Origin of the sequence: Pseudomonas sp. S36 (assembly GCF_016647875.1) — a bacterium.
GTDB lineage: Bacteria > Pseudomonadota > Gammaproteobacteria > Pseudomonadales > Pseudomonadaceae > Aquipseudomonas > Aquipseudomonas parafulva.
The window spans coordinates 116,562-131,305 of sequence record NZ_JACVVG010000007.1; the positions used below are offsets into that span (position 1 = coordinate 116,562).

Annotated in this window: 21 protein-coding genes; 10 read left to right on the plus strand and 11 right to left on the minus strand. The window is 62.2% G+C overall.

The window, feature by feature from the left end; all coding sequences use genetic code 11:
* The first annotated feature begins 13 nt into the window (after positions 1-13).
* The 3 genes from IAE36_RS06080 (at position 14) to recX (ending at position 2,165) form a co-directional block, all read left to right on the plus strand.
* On the plus strand, positions 14-496 hold the full coding sequence (locus IAE36_RS06080) for a CinA family protein (RefSeq protein ID WP_201211103.1): 483 nt from the start codon (positions 14-16) through the stop codon (positions 494-496).
* A 103-nt stretch (positions 497-599) separates the two neighbouring features.
* Positions 600-1,676 (plus strand): recombinase RecA, encoded by a 1,077-nt coding sequence (recA, locus tag IAE36_RS06085; protein WP_028635015.1) that lies wholly within the window; start codon positions 600-602, stop codon positions 1,674-1,676.
* A 21-nt stretch (positions 1,677-1,697) separates the two neighbouring features.
* On the plus strand, positions 1,698-2,165 hold the full coding sequence (recX, locus tag IAE36_RS06090; protein WP_201211105.1) for a recombination regulator RecX: 468 nt from the start codon (positions 1,698-1,700) through the stop codon (positions 2,163-2,165).
* A gap of 4 nt (positions 2,166-2,169) precedes the next feature.
* Here the strand turns inward: recX and IAE36_RS06095 are convergent, their stop codons facing one another.
* Together IAE36_RS06095 and IAE36_RS06100 are read right to left on the minus strand one after the other, a co-directional pair.
* Positions 2,170-3,237, minus strand: coding sequence for an LOG family protein (locus IAE36_RS06095; protein ID WP_201161737.1), 1,068 nt, complete (start codon positions 3,235-3,237; stop codon positions 2,170-2,172).
* Positions 3,238-3,359: 122 nt separating this feature from the next.
* Positions 3,360-3,779: a quorum-sensing-regulated virulence factor family protein gene (locus IAE36_RS06100; protein WP_201211107.1), complete on the minus strand. Its 420-nt coding sequence runs from the start codon at positions 3,777-3,779 to the stop codon at positions 3,360-3,362.
* 213 nt (positions 3,780-3,992) lie between these two features.
* Here IAE36_RS06100 and IAE36_RS06105 point away from each other — a divergent pair, with 213 nt between their 5' ends.
* The 3 genes from IAE36_RS06105 to IAE36_RS06115 all read left to right on the plus strand — a co-directional run bounded on the left by IAE36_RS06105 (position 3,993) and on the right by IAE36_RS06115 (position 5,976).
* Entirely contained in the window at positions 3,993-4,703 is a 711-nt protein-coding gene (locus IAE36_RS06105) for a tRNA-uridine aminocarboxypropyltransferase (RefSeq protein ID WP_201161735.1), read from the plus strand.
* Between the two features lie 180 nt (positions 4,704-4,883).
* Positions 4,884-5,534, plus strand: coding sequence for a response regulator transcription factor ErdR (gene erdR, locus IAE36_RS06110; RefSeq protein ID WP_028635019.1), 651 nt, complete (start codon positions 4,884-4,886; stop codon positions 5,532-5,534).
* Positions 5,535-5,607: 73 nt separating this feature from the next.
* A complete protein-coding gene (locus IAE36_RS06115) occupies positions 5,608-5,976 on the plus strand; it encodes a diacylglycerol kinase (RefSeq protein ID WP_028635020.1) in 369 nt (122 codons plus the stop codon).
* Here the strand turns inward: IAE36_RS06115 and IAE36_RS06120 are convergent.
* Positions 5,973-6,899, minus strand: a complete 927-nt coding sequence (locus IAE36_RS06120) for a LysR family transcriptional regulator (protein WP_201211109.1) — start codon at positions 6,897-6,899, stop codon at positions 5,973-5,975. The genes IAE36_RS06115 and IAE36_RS06120 overlap by 4 nt on opposite strands.
* Positions 6,900-7,017: 118 nt before the next feature.
* Between IAE36_RS06120 and fpr the strand changes: the two genes are divergently transcribed.
* The gene (fpr, locus tag IAE36_RS06125) at positions 7,018-7,797 is read left to right on the plus strand and encodes a ferredoxin-NADP reductase (protein ID WP_028635022.1); all 780 of its coding nucleotides are present in this window, start codon (positions 7,018-7,020) and stop codon (positions 7,795-7,797) included.
* 96 nt (positions 7,798-7,893) lie between these two features.
* Here the strand turns inward: fpr and IAE36_RS06130 are convergent, their stop codons facing one another.
* Complete coding sequence (locus IAE36_RS06130; RefSeq protein WP_268933049.1) at positions 7,894-8,415, minus strand: SprT family zinc-dependent metalloprotease; 522 nt, start codon at positions 8,413-8,415, stop codon at positions 7,894-7,896.
* 88 nt (positions 8,416-8,503) lie between these two features.
* Positions 8,504-9,103 carry a Yip1 family protein gene (locus IAE36_RS06135; protein WP_028635024.1) on the minus strand — a complete coding sequence of 200 codons (600 nt, stop codon included), beginning with the start codon at positions 9,101-9,103 and terminating at the stop codon, positions 8,504-8,506.
* Positions 9,104-9,361: 258 nt separating this feature from the next.
* On the opposite strand from IAE36_RS06135, the gene ttcA reads away from it, so the two are divergent.
* Complete coding sequence (ttcA, locus tag IAE36_RS06140; RefSeq protein ID WP_028635025.1) at positions 9,362-10,186, plus strand: tRNA 2-thiocytidine(32) synthetase TtcA; 825 nt, start codon at positions 9,362-9,364, stop codon at positions 10,184-10,186.
* Positions 10,187-10,190: 4 nt separating this feature from the next.
* Positions 10,191-10,862 carry a DNA-3-methyladenine glycosylase I gene (locus IAE36_RS06145; RefSeq protein ID WP_060481740.1) on the plus strand — a complete coding sequence of 224 codons (672 nt, stop codon included), beginning with the start codon at positions 10,191-10,193 and terminating at the stop codon, positions 10,860-10,862.
* Between the two features lie 32 nt (positions 10,863-10,894).
* On the opposite strand, the gene IAE36_RS06150 is transcribed toward IAE36_RS06145, so the two are convergent.
* Genes IAE36_RS06150 through arsC form a run of 3 tightly spaced genes read right to left on the minus strand, consistent with a single transcriptional unit; the run spans position 10,895 to position 12,256 of the window.
* Entirely contained in the window at positions 10,895-11,308 is a 414-nt protein-coding gene (locus IAE36_RS06150; RefSeq protein WP_060481739.1) for a DUF2069 domain-containing protein, read from the minus strand.
* Positions 11,301-11,906, minus strand: a complete 606-nt coding sequence (wrbA, locus tag IAE36_RS06155; protein ID WP_028635028.1) for an NAD(P)H:quinone oxidoreductase — start codon at positions 11,904-11,906, stop codon at positions 11,301-11,303. The genes IAE36_RS06150 and wrbA overlap by 8 nt, the downstream gene beginning before the upstream one ends.
* Positions 11,903-12,256: an arsenate reductase (glutaredoxin) gene (arsC, locus tag IAE36_RS06160; RefSeq protein WP_201211114.1), complete on the minus strand. Its 354-nt coding sequence runs from the start codon at positions 12,254-12,256 to the stop codon at positions 11,903-11,905. Before arsC ends, wrbA begins: the two co-directional genes overlap by 4 nt.
* A gap of 85 nt (positions 12,257-12,341) precedes the next feature.
* Here arsC and IAE36_RS06165 point away from each other — a divergent pair, with 85 nt between their 5' ends.
* A complete protein-coding gene (locus IAE36_RS06165; protein ID WP_028635030.1) occupies positions 12,342-12,806 on the plus strand; it encodes a TlpA disulfide reductase family protein in 465 nt (154 codons plus the stop codon).
* A gap of 76 nt (positions 12,807-12,882) precedes the next feature.
* On the opposite strand, the gene IAE36_RS06170 is transcribed toward IAE36_RS06165, so the two are convergent.
* Genes IAE36_RS06170 through IAE36_RS06180 form a run of 3 tightly spaced genes read right to left on the minus strand, consistent with a single transcriptional unit; the run spans position 12,883 to position 14,742 of the window.
* Positions 12,883-13,287, minus strand: a complete 405-nt coding sequence (locus tag IAE36_RS06170) for an META domain-containing protein (protein ID WP_201211116.1) — start codon at positions 13,285-13,287, stop codon at positions 12,883-12,885.
* Positions 13,284-13,721, minus strand: a complete 438-nt coding sequence (locus IAE36_RS06175) for a hypothetical protein (RefSeq protein ID WP_201211118.1) — start codon at positions 13,719-13,721, stop codon at positions 13,284-13,286. Before IAE36_RS06175 ends, IAE36_RS06170 begins: the two co-directional genes overlap by 4 nt.
* Positions 13,722-13,752: 31 nt before the next feature.
* Positions 13,753-14,742 (minus strand): 2-hydroxyacid dehydrogenase, encoded by a 990-nt coding sequence (locus IAE36_RS06180; RefSeq protein ID WP_201211120.1) that lies wholly within the window; start codon positions 14,740-14,742, stop codon positions 13,753-13,755.
* Positions 14,743-14,744 lie beyond the last annotated feature (2 nt).

Sequence of the window (14,744 nt, forward strand, 5' to 3'; positions counted from 1 at the left end):
TCAGGAGCCTGTCATGGACCCGATCACCACGCTCGCCAACCAATTGGGCGAACACCTGCAGCGCGTTGGTGCGCAGGTGAGCACTGCCGAATCCTGCACCGGCGGCGGTATCGCCGAGGCCATCACCCGCATCGCCGGCAGCTCGGCATGGTTCGAGGCCGGTTATGTGACCTATTCCAATGCGCAGAAAACTCGACAGCTGGGCGTGCCTGAGCTGTTGTTCGAGCAGGTCGGGGCGGTGAGCCAGGAGGTGGTCGAAGCCATGGTGCGCGGGGCGCAAGCCGCCAGTGGTGCACGTTTTGCCGTTGCGGTCAGTGGTGTGGCCGGCCCTGGCGGTGGTTCGCCGGCCAAGCCGGTGGGTACCGTATGGCTGGCCTGGGGCGATGGAAGCCGCGTGGTCAGCATACGCCGCCAGTTCGACGGCGACCGCGAGGCGGTGCGCCGGCAGACGGTGATCGCCGCTTTAGAAGGCTTGTTACAGCTTGCCCCGCGGTAAATCGACGACAGGGGTTTGCGTAGGCGCTGGCCTGTGGAATAATACTGGCTACTTATACAGGTATCCCGGCCGTCAGGGCCAAGTCGAACACGTGAGGATTTCAATGGACGACAACAAGAAGCGCGCCTTGGCTGCGGCCCTGGGTCAAATCGAACGCCAATTCGGCAAGGGCGCGGTCATGCGCATGGGCGACCACGAGCGCCAGGCCATCCCCGCCATTTCCACCGGCTCCCTGGGGCTGGACATTGCGTTGGGCATCGGCGGTTTGCCAAAAGGCCGTATCGTCGAAATCTACGGCCCGGAGTCGTCGGGTAAAACCACGCTGACGCTGTCGGTCATCGCCGAAGCCCAGAAAAGCGGCGCCACGTGCGCGTTCGTCGACGCCGAGCACGCCCTGGACCCGGAATACGCCGGCAAGCTGGGCGTCAATGTCGACGACCTGCTGGTCTCGCAGCCAGACACCGGCGAGCAGGCCCTGGAAATCACCGACATGCTGGTGCGCTCCAACGCGGTTGACGTGATCATTGTCGACTCCGTAGCTGCGCTGGTGCCGAAGGCGGAAATCGAAGGCGAAATGGGTGACATGCACGTGGGCCTGCAGGCTCGTCTGATGTCCCAGGCCTTGCGCAAGATCACCGGTAACATCAAAAACGCCAACTGCCTGGTGATCTTCATTAACCAGATCCGGATGAAGATCGGCGTCATGTTCGGCAGCCCGGAAACCACCACCGGTGGTAACGCCCTGAAGTTTTACGCATCGGTGCGTCTGGACATCCGCCGTACTGGCGCGGTCAAGGAAGGCGATGAAGTGGTGGGTAGCGAAACTCGCGTCAAAGTGGTCAAGAACAAGGTTTCGCCGCCGTTCCGCCAGGCTGAGTTCCAAATTCTTTACGGTAAGGGTATTTACCGTAACGGCGAGATCATCGATCTGGGCGTATCCCAAGGGTTGGTCGAAAAGTCGGGTGCCTGGTACAGCTATCAGGGCAATAAAATCGGTCAGGGCAAGGCCAACGCCGCCAAGTACTTGCAAGAAAACCCGGCTATCGGCAACGAGATCGAGAAGCAGGTTCGCGACAAATTGCTCACCGCAGGCGCCGCTGCCGCGGCAGCAGCTGCTGGCAAAGCTGCAGCAGCAAAAGCTGACGCCGACGACATGGCTGACGCCGACGCTGGTTATTGATCGCGCGGTCGTTGCTAAATTATGCCCGCCGTACTCGACACCCCTGTCGCCATTCGGCGGGCTGCCATGGACCTGCTCGCGCGACGTGAGCACGGTCGCGTTGAACTGACACGCAAGTTGCGCCAGCGTGGTGCAATGGACGAGCTGATCGAGCCTGAGCTTGATCGGCTTTGCGATGAAGGGCTGCTAAGCGAAGCCCGGTACCTGGAAAGCTTCATCAGGTACCGTTCCGGCTCTGGTTATGGCCCGGCGCGCATTCGCGAAGACCTCGGTCAACGTGGGTTGGCTCGAACTGATATCGACCAGGCACTGCGTGAAAGCGAAGTGGATTGGGGGGAGCGCTTGCGGGATGTCTGGCAACGCAAGTTCGCCGGCCAGCGCCCGCAGGATCCGCGCAGTCGTGCGCAGCAAACACGCTTTCTGGCCTACCGCGGCTTCCCCCTGGATATGATCGGTCGTTTGCTCAGCGGGCGCGATTTGGACGACTGACGTGTTATGTCAGCCAGTTCTCCGGCACGTTGATGAAGTTCACCAGCTCTCTTAGCCGACCCTGGTCGCGACCGGTAAAGGCGAAGGACAGGCGGGTGAGGTGCCCATAGTCGGCCGTTTCATGTTCGGCGCTGCTGTCGGGCTGCTGTTCAAATTCCCCATTCATGCACAAGTCCGCGAAGGTTTCCCGTATGTCCTGGAGTGCGGCGGCACTCAGGGCGTGTTGCATACGAATCACGAACTGGCTCTTCAACCAACGGCTTGAATGGTAATTGCGGTAGAACTGGTTGATTTCCTCCACCGCCTCATCAGCTGTATGCACCAGGCGGACCAGCTTCAGGTCGCCGGGCAGGATGTAGCGGTTTTCTTCGAGTTGATTGCGGATGAAAGCCAGGCAGTCGCGCCAGAAGGTGCCGTCGGGTGAGTCCAGCAGTACCACGGGTACCAGCGGGCTTTTGCCGGTCTGGATCAAGGTCAGCACCTCAAGCGCTTCGTCCAGTGTGCCAAAGCCGCCAGGGCAGAGCACCAGCGCATCGGCCTCCTTGACGAAGAACAGCTTGCGGATGAAAAAGAAGTGGAAAGGTAGCAATTTGTCCGTGCCATCCACCGTGGCGTTGGCATGTTGCTCGAAGGGCAGGGTGATGTTGAAACCGAGGCTGTGATCGCTGCCGGCACCCTCGTGCGCTGCGGCCATGATGCCGCCACCGGCGCCAGTGATTACCATCAGGTCCGAGCGTGCAAGGGTGGCGCCCAGTTCGCGGGCGATAGCGTACATCGGGTGCTGCAGTGGCGTGCGCGCCGAGCCGAATACGGTTACCTTGCGGCGGCCCTTGTACCGCTGCAGGGCACGGAAAGACTGGTCAAGTTCACGCAGTGCCTGCGCTGTGATCTTGGCGCTCCAGCGGTCGGCATCGTCATGAGCCATGCGCAGAACGGTCAGCATCATCTCGCGGTACAGCGGCAGGTTGGGGCTGGCGGGTGCCACGAGTTGCAACTGTGCGTCGATGTGGCTGAGGTCGATGTTGTTGTCGCGGAAATGGCCGGAAAGCAGTTCGTTCGATTGATAAGGCATGCAACTTCTCCTTCTGCACCCTCTCAATCTAGCCGTTTGCGCAGCATCATGCCCAGCCGCAATGGCTGCCGGTCAGCCGGCAATGGGCGCCGCGGCGCCCAGGTAACCGGCCAATGCGGCCATTACTTCTTCTTGTTGCCTGCCACGCAGCTGGCGCTGTCGAAGGCTTGATCCATCACAGGCTGGTTAGTTTTGTACACGGTGAAGCGGTAGACCATCACGGCACCCTTGGACATCAGGTTGCGGAACCCGCTGTTGCGGCACACGCTGTCGCCCAGCTGGCTGCGAACCTGCTCGGGGTTGGATTGCATGCGCGCAGCATGCTCGCCACGCACGCTCAGGTGGTTGATCAAGGCCTTGCCTTCAACGGTGTAGCCTTGGTCGAGAATGTCTTCGTTGATGGCGCGGGGCGTGCCGACGCTGCTTTCCTTGGCGACCTTCTGCAGCATCTTGTTGAGGTCGTAGTCCTGCTTGGAAGCCGCCTGGGCTGCCAGGGGCAGGGCGAGCATCAGGCTCAGGGCGGGGGCGATGAGGCGCAGCATGAATCTCTCCTGTTCGGTGACTGGCGCTTGGACATGCATGTGTCTGCGGCGTTCCGTGAGCACCGCACGGCGCCTGTGCCTGGCATAAAGCCGCGATTATAGGGGGCGCGCCGCCCGCTGCACAGCAATGGGTGGCGCTTCTGTTAAACTGCACGCCGTTTTTGCTCGAGCTATTACCGTGCCTATTTTCAACCTGCCTGGAGGCCTGCCGGCATGAGCCACGCGGTAGCGCGTCTGCGTGCCGAACGCCTGGCCCGCAGTAACAAGCCCTTCGTTGCCCGTGGATCACGGGCGCAACGCTGCCCCGATTGCCGGGTTATTGCCACGCACTGCCTGTGTGCCTGGAAGCCCAAGGTGCAAGCCGAGTCAGGCATTTGCCTGCTGATGCATGACACCGAGCCATTGAAGCCCACCAACACTGGCTGGCTGATTGCCGACCTGATCGAGGACACTTCCGCCTTTGGCTGGCTGCGCACCTCGGTCGACGAGGGCTTGCTGGCATTGCTAGACGACCCGCATTGGCAGCCCTATATCGTTTTTCCCGGTGAATTCGTTGCTGAACAACGTGTGGTCAATGATGTGGTGCGCGAGCCCGGCAAGCGCCCGCTGTTCATCCTGCTGGATGCCACCTGGACCGAGGCGCGCAAGATGTTCCGCAAAAGCCCGTACCTGAACCGCTTTCCGGTGTTGAGCCTGCAAGCCGAGCAGATGTCACGCTACCGCTTGCGCCGTTCCCGTCGTGATGACCACTTCTGTACCGCCGAGGTTGCGGCCATGTGCCTGGACCTGGCCGGAGACGCGGTAGCCTCCCAGGCGCTGGATGCCTACCTGGATGTCTTCAGCCTGCATTACCTCAGCGGCAAGCGGCGGGTGCCGCTGGACGAACAGGATGACACCCATCGCCGTTTGCATACCTTCCTATAGTCCAAGGGGCATGCCCCGGGCTTTCGTTCATAATGATGGGGCTGGGCAGCCAGGACAGGCGAGACGGCAGGGCGGCTGGCTTGCCTTCCTGGGCCGCGCTCGGCATCCTTGGCGCCGATTCCCCGCCGGGCAGCCCCGTTTGAGACCGGGCGCCGGGTACAGAACAGGATCACTAGATCGATGGCCACGTACGAAATCCTGATTGCCGATGACCACCCGCTGTTCCGCGGTGCCTTGCGCCAAGCCGTAACGCTTGGCCTGGGCCCGGACGTTCGCCTGGTAGAGGTTGCCAGCATCGCCGAGCTGGAAACCCGCCTGAGCGAAAAAGCAGATTGGGACCTGGTGCTATTGGACCTCAACATGCCAGGCGCCTATGGTTTCTCTGGGCTGGTGCTGCTGCGCGGGCAGTACCCGCAGATACCTGTGGTGATGGTCTCTGCGCAGGAAGAGGCCGCCGTGGTGGTCAAGTCTCGCGAATTCGGCGCCAGCGGGTTCATCCCCAAGTCAAGTACCCTGGAGGTGATCCAGGACGCCGTGCGCAAGGTGCTGGACGGTGAAGTATGGTGGCCGCCCCAAGCGTTCGAGAAGGTTGATGTACCGGCCGAGGCCAAGGCCGCCAGTGCAGGCCTGGCGAGCCTGACGCCGCAGCAGTTCCGGGTGCTGACAATGGTGTGCGAAGGCCTGCTGAACAAGCAGATCGCTTACGAACTGAGCGTATCCGAAGCCACCATCAAGGCCCATGTCACGGCCATCTTCCGCAAGCTGGGCGTGCGTACGCGCACCCAGGCCGCGCTGTTGCTGCAACAACTTGAATCGGTTGCCAGCACCTGACTGCGCGTGGCTTCACGCTTTTTTGACCCATGCCGGTCTAGTCTGCTGGCCTTCTCGTTGTTAAGCGACCCTCATGACTCCATCACCCTTCAAGGGCCAGACCGGCCTTAAACGTATCCTGAACGCCGCTGGCTATTCGCTGGACGGGCTGCGCGCCGCATTCAAGGGCGAAGCGGCATTTCGTCAGTTGGTACTGCTCAACGTACTGCTGATCCCCATCGCCTTCTGGCTGCCGGTCAGCCGTGCCGAGCGGGCGATCATGATCGCTGTCTGCTTGTTGGGCTTGATCGTGGAGCTGTTCAACTCGGCGGTAGAGGCAGCCATCGACCGCATTTCACTGGAGCGCCACCCGCTGTCGAAAAATGCCAAGGACATGGGCAGCGCTGCGCAATTCGTGTCGCTCAGCATGGTGGCGCTGGTGTGGGGCGTGATCCTGCTCTAGGCGATAGGCGGCAACACGATTTCATCACTGCGGGTGACGCCGGCAGTGAAGTTGCGGCACAGCTGCAGGAACTCGCGCATGGCCGATGTCTGGTATTTCTGCTTGTGCCAGATGAAGTAGAACTGGCGCATCAGGTCCAGCTCCGGGGTTTCCACCGCCACCAGGCTGCCCCGGCGGAATGCATCGCGCAGCGCCAGGCGCGAGATGCAGCCGATGCCCAGGCCAGACTCCACCGCGCGTTTGATGGCCTCGGTATGCTCCAGTTCAAGGCGGATATCCAGATGGGAGCGGTGGTGTCGCATCGCCTGGTCGAACGTAAGCCGCGTGCCTGAACCCTGCTCGCGCAGGATCCAGGCCTCCCTGGCCAGCGTCTGCACATCGGCGCGGCCCTGTTTGGCCAACGGATGCTGCGGCGCGCAGAACACCACCAGCTCATCCTCCACCCAGGGCAGGACCTCAAGGTCTGGATGGTTGCAATCGCCTTCGATCAGACCCAGGTCAATTTCATGGTGAGCAACCTGTTGCACGATATGCGCGGTGTTTTGCACGTGCAGCTTCACCTGGCTTTCCGGGTGAAGTTGCATGAAGCTGCCGATCAGCAAGGTGGCCAGGTAGTTACCAATGGTCAGCGTGGCGCCCACGGCCAGCGAGCCGAAGCCGGACTTGCCATTGAGCAGGTCTTCGATTTCCTTGGCCTGGTCAAGCAGGGCGACAGCCTGAGGCAGTAACTGGTGCCCCAGCGCATTGAGGCTCAGGCGCTTGCCCGCGCGGTCGAACAGCTGGCAGCTGCACTGGCGCTCGAGTTCGGTGATGGAAGTGCTGGCAGCAGACTGCGACAGCGCAAGCAGGCTGGCTGCTCGCGACACGCTCTGGTGCTGGGCGACGGCCACGAAGACCTGAAGTTGACGAAGTGTAAATCGCATATCGATATAACCGATAACACATATCTTGATAATTCAGTTAACAGATATTGTCGCTGCCCCTAAACTATCACGCAACTACGCGCCCTCTGCGCCGCGTCTTTTTCAGGAGCCCCATTAGATGAGCAACATGAACCACGAACGTGTCCTCAGTGTGCACCACTGGAACGACACCCTGTTCAGCTTCAAGTGCACCCGTGACCCGGGTCTGCGCTTCGAGAACGGTCAGTTCGTGATGATCGGCCTGCAACAAGACAGCGGCCGTCCGCTCATGCGCGCCTACTCCATCGCCTCGCCGAACTGGGAAGAGCACCTGGAATTCTTCAGCATCAAGGTGCCGGATGGTCCGCTGACTTCCCAGCTTCAGCACCTGAAGGAAGGCGATGAGATCATCATCAGCAAAAAGCCTACCGGTACGTTGGTACTCGATGACCTGAACCCGGGCAAGCACCTGTACCTGCTCAGCACCGGTACCGGCCTTGCGCCTTTCATGAGCGTCATCCAGGACCCGGAAACCTACGAGCGTTTCGAAAAGGTGATCCTGGTACACGGCGTGCGCTACGTGAACGAGGTGGCCTACCGTGAGTTCATCACCGAACACCTGCCACAGAACGAGTTCTTCGGTGAAGCGGTACGCGAAAAACTGATTTACTACCCCACCGTTACCCGCGAGCCGTTCGAGAACCAGGGCCGCCTGACCGACCTGATGCGCAGCGGCAAGCTGTTCAGCGACATCGGCCTGCCGCCGATCAACCCGCAGGACGACCGTGCCATGATCTGTGGCAGCCCCAGCATGCTCGACGAGACCAGCGAAGTGCTGGACAGCTTCGGCCTGAAGATCTCCCCACGCATGCGTGAGCCAGGTGATTACCTGATCGAGCGCGCCTTCGTCGAGAAGTAAGGCGCAGGCGGGTACAGAAAGGTGGCCTCGGTGCCACCTTTTTCGTGCCTGGGCGGCTGGCGCAATCGCTGGCATGCCAGCTAGAGCACCACCTCTCTATTCCAGCCGCGTTTCACCGCTATACACCAATATCCCCCGGCACCGCTTGCACAGGTAGCGCCGCCCCTGGCGAACCAGCGTGTGCCGCTGGGCCGTGAACGGGAAATCACTCTGCGGGCATGGGCAGCGGTAGATGTACCGGGTCGCCAGGCGGCGCTCGATTGCATAAGTGTGGCAGCGGCTGGGCGGCAGTTCGTACACACCGCGCATGATCAATTGCCACTCCTGGCCGTGAGCCTGAATGCTGTCGCCGAACAGTTGGTGGGCCACCAGGTGCGCGACTTCGTGCGCCACCGTCTGGCGTAGAAAATCTTCCTGGTTTTCTCGGTACAGCTGCAGGTTGAAGCGCAGTTTGTTCTCGTGAAGGTGGGCGACCCCGGCTTTTTGCCCGCGCAGTTTGAAGTTCACTTCCGGGCGGAGGAAGGGGCGTTTAAAGAAGGTTTCCGCTTGCTGGTAACAGGTTTCGACGCGTTGGATAAGCAGCTCGGGCATGGCGCAATGGTTCTCCTGGCCCGTCATTATGCCGTAACCGCGGGGAGGCCGCCGAGCCACCTGTCAGCGCGCCCCGTGGCCTTCGGGTCCCCCGGGCAGCGCGCTGACATCCGGCCTAATTGGTGTAGACAGGCCCTACACCCAAGCCCCAGATGATGACAGTGGCCGCCATGATCGCCACCAGCACCACCAGCCCTACCGCCAGGACGGAGCTGGAAAACAGAAAACCTTCATCCTGCGGGATGTTCATGAAGGTCGGCAGGCCCACGTACAGTAGATACACCGTGTAGCAGATAGCCGCTGTTCCCACCAGCATGCCCAGCCATAAGTGTGGGTAGAGCGCCGCCAAGCCGGCAATGAACAGAGGGGTGGCGGTGTAGGTGGCAAAGGCCGTGCACTGGGCCATGGACGGATTGGCATCGTAGGTACGTGCCATCCAGTGGATAAAGGCCGCCATTACCGCCACCCCGGCGAGCATGGCGACATAGGACATGATGCTCATCCAGAGTGCGCTTTGCAGGGTCAGCATCACCGCTGGCCGGTCGCCGATCACCCAGCCGACCTGGGTAGTGCCAATGAATGCCGAAAGGGCGGGTATCGCCGCCAGTATCAAGGTATGGGTCAGGTACATGTGGCTGATGGTTTCGTCTTCGCCACGGATTTCCCGCCATTCCCGGTCGGGGTGGGTAAACAGCCCAACGACGTGATGAATCATGCCGGTCACTCCTCTGAATGTTGCCAGTCGCCCCCTATGGAGCGCAGCGGCCCGGGGCCTGGACACCGAGCGAGCGGTACGTTGGCCCTATCACGCAGTATAGGAAGCGGTGACTCGATCAAGGCAGCACCTTTAGAGCAAATCGCACTCGCTCGCCTGCTGCTGATTACCGTGAAGTCTTTGTCGGAATGCCTACAGTGCTGGCGCATTTGTGCGTAAAATAGCCGGCTTTTGTCACACCTCGCGGATTCAAGCGCTATGGGCACCCTCTCGGTCAACCAGAACAAACTGCAAAAACGCCTGCGTCGTCTTGCCGGCGAAGCCATCACCGACTACAACATGATCGAAGATGGCGACAAGGTCATGGTCTGCCTGTCCGGCGGCAAGGACAGCTACACCATGCTCGACGTTCTGTTGCACCTGCAGAAGGTAGCGCCGATCCAGTTCGAGATCGTCGCGGTGAACATGGACCAGAAGCAGCCAGGCTTCCCTGAGCACGTGCTGCCTGCGTACCTGAAGGCGCTGGGCGTCGAGTACCACATCGTCGAGAAGGATACGTACTCGGTGGTGAAGGAGCTGGTGCCGGAGGGCAAAACCACCTGTTCGCTGTGCTCGCGCCTGCGCCGTGGCACCCTGTACACCTTCGCCGATGAAATCGGCGCAACCAAGATGGCGCTCGGTCACCACCGCGACGACATCGTCGAGACGTTTTTCCTCAACATGTTCTTCAACGGCGCCCTTAAGGGCATGCCGCCGAAGCTGCGCGCCGATGACGGCCGCAACGTGGTCATCCGCCCGCTGGCCTACTGCAGCGAGAAGGATATCCAGGCCTACTCCGACATGAAGGAATTCCCGATCATCCCGTGCAACCTGTGCGGTTCGCAGGAGAACCTGCAGCGCCAGGTGGTCAAGGACATGCTGGTGGAGTGGGAGCGCAAGCACCCGGGCCGTACCGAGAGCATCTTCCGTGCGATGCAGAACGTAGCGCCGTCGCAGCTGGCCGACCGCAACCTGTTCGACTTCACCAGCCTCAAGATCGACGAAACCGCTGCGCCACGTTTCCTTGATGTGGTGAACATCTGAACCTATGCGCGATTACCAGTGGTTGCACGAGTTCTGCCTGAATCGCTTTGGCTCCGCCCAGGCCCTGGAGGCTTTTCTGCCGCAGCCGCGTACACCGGCGCAGTTGCGTGAAATAACCGACGACCGTTATCTGTCCACGCTGGCGCTGCGTGTGTTCCGGGCCGGGCTCAAGCACAGCCTCGTGGATGCCAAGTGGCCAGCATTCGAGCAGGTGTTCTTCGGTTTCGATCCGGAGAAGGTCGTGCTGATGGGGGCCGAGCACCTGGAGCGGCTGATGCAGGACACGCGCATCATCCGCCACCTGGGCAAGCTCAAAAGCGTGCCGCGCAATGCGCAGATGGTATTGGACGTGGCGAAGGAGAACGGCAGCTTTGGTGCGTTCATCGCCGACTGGCCGGTTAACGACATCGTCGGGCTATGGAAGTACCTGGCCAAACAGGGCAACCAGCTGGGCGGGCTGTCGGCGCCGCGGTTTCTGCGCATGGTGGGCAAGGATACCTTTGTGCCCACCGACGACATGGCGGCAGCGCTGATCGCGCAGAAAGTGATCGACAAGCCGCCGACCAGCCAGCGCGACCTGGCCCTGGTCCAGCAGGTTTTCAACCAGTGGCACGCCGAGAGCGGGCGGCCGCTGTGCCAGTTGTCAGTGATGCTGGCGCATACTGTCAACCATTGAGACCGCCGGGGCTGCACCGCAGCCCCCCGAACTTATCCCCCTTCACCCGCCATGCGCCGCTCATGCTGGAATTTCCAGCGCACATACAGCAATGCGGCAATGAAAAGCCCCAGGCTGATCAGCACTTCGGCCCAGCCAAACACCGCCCGCCCCGGGTCGAACGCGGCCAGTACGCCCTTGATGAAGTAGATGTTCACCACGAAGCATGTCCAGGCATGGGCCCGTGCGCTGCCTAGCAGCATGCCGGGCAGCAGCAACAGCAACGGGATCAGCTCGATCGCCAGGATCACGCCGACTCGCGCGCCGTGGAGGTTGGCGAACCACAGGTTGTTCACCACCAGCAGGGCGATCAGGCCGAAGAACAACGCCAGGCTCGTTGCCCGCGCCAGGCGCAGGCGCGGCGCCAGCCACTCCAGCGGCGGCAGCACCTTGGGCTTCTTAGCCACGCGCAGCCTCCAGGGCCTTGGCAGTGGTCGCCAGACGTTGGCCCAGGGCACGGCACAGGGCGATTTCGTGGGTGTCCAGCTCGCGCTTGCCGTCGGCGCCAGCATGGTGGCTGGCGCCATAGGGGGTGCCACCGCCACGGGTTTCCAGCAGTGCCGACTCGCTGTAGGGCAGCCCCATCACCAGCATGCCGTGGTGCATGAGTGGCAGCATCATCGACAACAGGGTGGTCTCCTGGCCGCCGTGCAAGCTGGCGGTGGAGGTGAACACACCGGCAGGCTTGCCCACCAGTTCACCGCCCAGCCACAGGCTGCTGGTGCCATCGAGGAAGTATTTCAACGGTGCTGCCATGTTGCCGAAGCGGGTAGGGCTGCCCAGCACCAGGCCGGCGCAGTGGCGCAGGTCGTCCAGGGTGGCGTACAGGGCGCCGCTGGCTGGGATGTCGGGCGCTACCGCTTCGCATTCGGTGGAGATGGCCGGCACGGTGCGCAGGCGCGCCTCCAGGCCTGCCAGTTCGATGCCACGGGCGATATGCCGGGCCATCTCGCTGGTAGCGCCATGGCGGCTGTAGTAGAGCACCAGGATGTAGGGTTCGCTCACGGCAAAATCTCCAGCACATGCTCAGGTGGGCGGCCGATCACGGCCTTGCCGCCGGCCACCAGAATGGGCCGCTCGATCAGCTTGGGGTGGCTGACCATGGCTTCGACCAGTTGTGCGTCAGTGAGTGCGGGGTTGGCCAGGTTCAGCTGTTTGTATTCGTCTTCGCCGGTGCGCAGCAACCCGCGCGCGCCAATGCCCAGCTTGCCCAGTACGGCCCGCAAGGTGGCAGCATCGGGAGGTGTTTCCAGGTAGCGCACCACGGTGGGCGCCAGGCCGCGGGCCTCGAGCAGTTCCAGGGCGGCGCGGGATTTCGAGCAGCGCGGGTTATGATAGAGCGTCAGGTCGGTCATGTGGGGTCGCATCCAGCAGGGTGTGGCGGCTATTCTAACCGCAGCGACCGCCCCATTTGCTCTAAAACTCGAGAAGGATTGACCCATGGCAAGGCGTCTGGCAGCAGTACTGGCCATCACCGCAAGCTTGTTGCTCGGTGGTTGCGGTGCCGATTATGGCGTGGACCAACACGGTAATGCAGTGAAGGCCGAGCAGCTTGACGGCCACTGGCTGGTGCTCAACTACTGGGCAGAATGGTGCGGGCCGTGCCGTACCGAAATCCCTGAACTGAACGCTGCGGCCAAGCAGTGGGCGGCTGACGGTGTCAGGGTGGTGGGGGTGAACTTCGATGGCTTGCAGGGCCAGGACCTGAAGCAGGCAGCCGAAACCCTGGGTATTGGTTTCACCGTACTGGCCCAGGACCCGGCCGAGCGTTATGACCTGCCACGCAGCGAGGCGCTGCCGGTGACCTACATCATCGATGACAAGGGCAAGGTGCGCGAGCAACTGCTGGGCGAGCAGACCTTGGAAGGCTTGCAGGCGAAGATCAAGGCGTTGAAGGGCGCGTAAATAGGGCGGGCCGCATCTAGGGCGCGTTACCGAACCGGTGCGCGTGAGCACCGCTCAAGGTGCGGCCCACCACCCCTCACCCTTCCTCGGGCCACAAGCGCAGCGGCTTGCCCTCGGCAGGCCACAGGCGCAGCTGGTCCACAGGGGACATGTCCCAGCGCTGGACTGTTTCCAGCGCCTGCAGGAAGCGCTTTTCCTGCTCCATCAAGGCGGGTGCGCACAGCTTGCGGGTTTTGCCCACATGGCCGAAGCTCAGGCGCTCACCGTCAAGGGTGTAGGGCGCAAACCAGTGGTTGCACCCGGCGTTGCCGTAGGCACGGCCGTCGCTGGCCAGGGTCAGGGTCAGGTGGCTGTCGTCGATCAGTGGGCGCTCGCCGATCCACTCCAGCACATAGCTGCGCTCCTGTTGCAGCTTGGCAGGCTGTGCGGCGCAGCCAAGCAGGCCGGTGGCGATCAGCACGCAGGTCAGCAGGTTTTTCACTGTGCACCCTCCTGGCAGCGCGGGCACAGGTGCGTCTCGTCGCGGCTTACCCAACCCAGCTCAGCGATGCGGGCACTGGCAGCAGGCTGGCGGGCTTTCTTGCCCAGCTTGGCGTCCACGGCGAATTCGAAATCCAGTACTGCCGCGCAGCTGTTGCACTCAACCTGCCAGTTGAGGATTTCCAGCTCGTTGAACACTGGGCCACTGGCCACGGCGACCCATTGGCCGCGTGGGTTGATCAGGTGGCGTACGCTTTCGACGGCCAAGCGCATGGACAGGTCCTTGCTGCCCTTGAGGGTCACCAGCAAGGTGTCGCCTTTGTGCATCGAGCCGCCGTTGCCTGTGACCTGATAACGGCCCGGCACCAATGCGCGGCACTCGATCAGGGTGTGTTGCGGGTTGAAAAGCGTGTAGCGAAAATCGTGTTCGACCATGGGTCCTCCAGAAATGCCGCGTATCCTAGCACTAACCCACCACCAGGTTCTGCGGATTGCCCGCCGCCCAGCGGTTGATGTTTTCCAGCGTGGTCTCGGCAATGGCCGCCAGTGCCTCACGGGTGAGAAAGGCCTGGTGGGCCGTGATGATCACGTTGGGGAACGTCAGCAGCCGCGCCAGTACGTCATCCTGCAGGGGCTGGTCGGAGCGGTCCTCGAAAAACAGCTGGGCTTCTTCTTCATACACATCCAGGCCCAGGTAGCCGAGCTGGCCGCTTTTCAGCGCGTCGATCAGCGCTGGGGTGTCCACCAGTGCGCCGCGCCCGGTATTGATGAGCATGGCGCCGCGCTGCAACTGCGCCAGGCTCTGGGTGTTGATCAGGTGGTGGGTGCCTTCGGTCAGCGGGCAGTGCAGGCTGACGATATGGGCCTCGTGCAGCAGCTCGGGCAGCGGTAGATAGCGAGCGCCCAAGGCCAGTAGGTCAGGGTTGGGGTAGGGGTCGTAGGCCAGCAACTGGCAGCCGAAACCGGCCATGATACGAGCAAAGGCGGCGCCGATCTGCCCGGTGCCAACCACGCCGACGGTTTTACCGTGCAGGTCGAAACCGGTCAGGCCATGCAGGGTAAAGTCTCCCTCACGGGTGCGGTTATACGCGCGGTGCAGCCGGCGGTTCAGCGCCAGTACCAGCGCTACCGCATGTTCGGCCACGGCGTGGGGCGAGTAAGCCGGCACACGTACCACGGCCAGGCCCAGGCGCCGTGCGGCGGCCAGGTCGACATGGTTGTAGCCGGCAGAGCGCAGGGCGATCAGGCGCGTGCCACCGCTTGCCAGGCGTTCGAGCACCGGCGCATCCAGCTCGTCATTGATGAATGCGCAAACCACCTCATACCCTTGTGCCAGGGTAGACGTGTCGAGGGTCAGGCGGGCGGGCTGGAAGTGGAGGTCCGCACCGTAATGCTGGGCGGCCCGCGAAAAACTCTCCTGATCGTAATGCTGGCAACTGAACAGCAGTGCACGCATGT

Coding starts and splice junctions, on each gene's coding strand:
- IAE36_RS06080 (WP_201211103.1), top strand. CDS start 14: ATGGACCCGATCACCACGCTCGCCAACCAATTGGGCGAACACCTGCAG.
- recA (WP_028635015.1), top strand. CDS start 600: ATGGACGACAACAAGAAGCGCGCCTTGGCTGCGGCCCTGGGTCAAATC.
- recX (WP_201211105.1), top strand. CDS start 1,698: ATGCCCGCCGTACTCGACACCCCTGTCGCCATTCGGCGGGCTGCCATG.
- IAE36_RS06095 (WP_201161737.1), bottom strand. CDS start 3,237: ATGCCTTATCAATCGAACGAACTGCTTTCCGGCCATTTCCGCGACAAC.
- IAE36_RS06100 (WP_201211107.1), bottom strand. CDS start 3,779: ATGCTGCGCCTCATCGCCCCCGCCCTGAGCCTGATGCTCGCCCTGCCC.
- IAE36_RS06105 (WP_201161735.1), top strand. CDS start 3,993: ATGAGCCACGCGGTAGCGCGTCTGCGTGCCGAACGCCTGGCCCGCAGT.
- erdR (WP_028635019.1), top strand. CDS start 4,884: ATGGCCACGTACGAAATCCTGATTGCCGATGACCACCCGCTGTTCCGC.
- IAE36_RS06115 (WP_028635020.1), top strand. CDS start 5,608: ATGACTCCATCACCCTTCAAGGGCCAGACCGGCCTTAAACGTATCCTG.
- IAE36_RS06120 (WP_201211109.1), bottom strand. CDS start 6,899: ATGCGATTTACACTTCGTCAACTTCAGGTCTTCGTGGCCGTCGCCCAG.
- fpr (WP_028635022.1), top strand. CDS start 7,018: ATGAGCAACATGAACCACGAACGTGTCCTCAGTGTGCACCACTGGAAC.
- IAE36_RS06130 (WP_268933049.1), bottom strand. CDS start 8,415: ATGACGGGCCAGGAGAACCATTGCGCCATGCCCGAGCTGCTTATCCAA.
- IAE36_RS06135 (WP_028635024.1), bottom strand. CDS start 9,103: ATGATTCATCACGTCGTTGGGCTGTTTACCCACCCCGACCGGGAATGG.
- ttcA (WP_028635025.1), top strand. CDS start 9,362: ATGGGCACCCTCTCGGTCAACCAGAACAAACTGCAAAAACGCCTGCGT.
- IAE36_RS06145 (WP_060481740.1), top strand. CDS start 10,191: ATGCGCGATTACCAGTGGTTGCACGAGTTCTGCCTGAATCGCTTTGGC.
- arsC (WP_201211114.1), bottom strand. CDS start 12,256: ATGACCGACCTGACGCTCTATCATAACCCGCGCTGCTCGAAATCCCGC.
- IAE36_RS06165 (WP_028635030.1), top strand. CDS start 12,342: ATGGCAAGGCGTCTGGCAGCAGTACTGGCCATCACCGCAAGCTTGTTG.
- IAE36_RS06175 (WP_201211118.1), bottom strand. CDS start 13,721: ATGGTCGAACACGATTTTCGCTACACGCTTTTCAACCCGCAACACACC.
- IAE36_RS06180 (WP_201211120.1), bottom strand. CDS start 14,742: ATGCGTGCACTGCTGTTCAGTTGCCAGCATTACGATCAGGAGAGTTTT.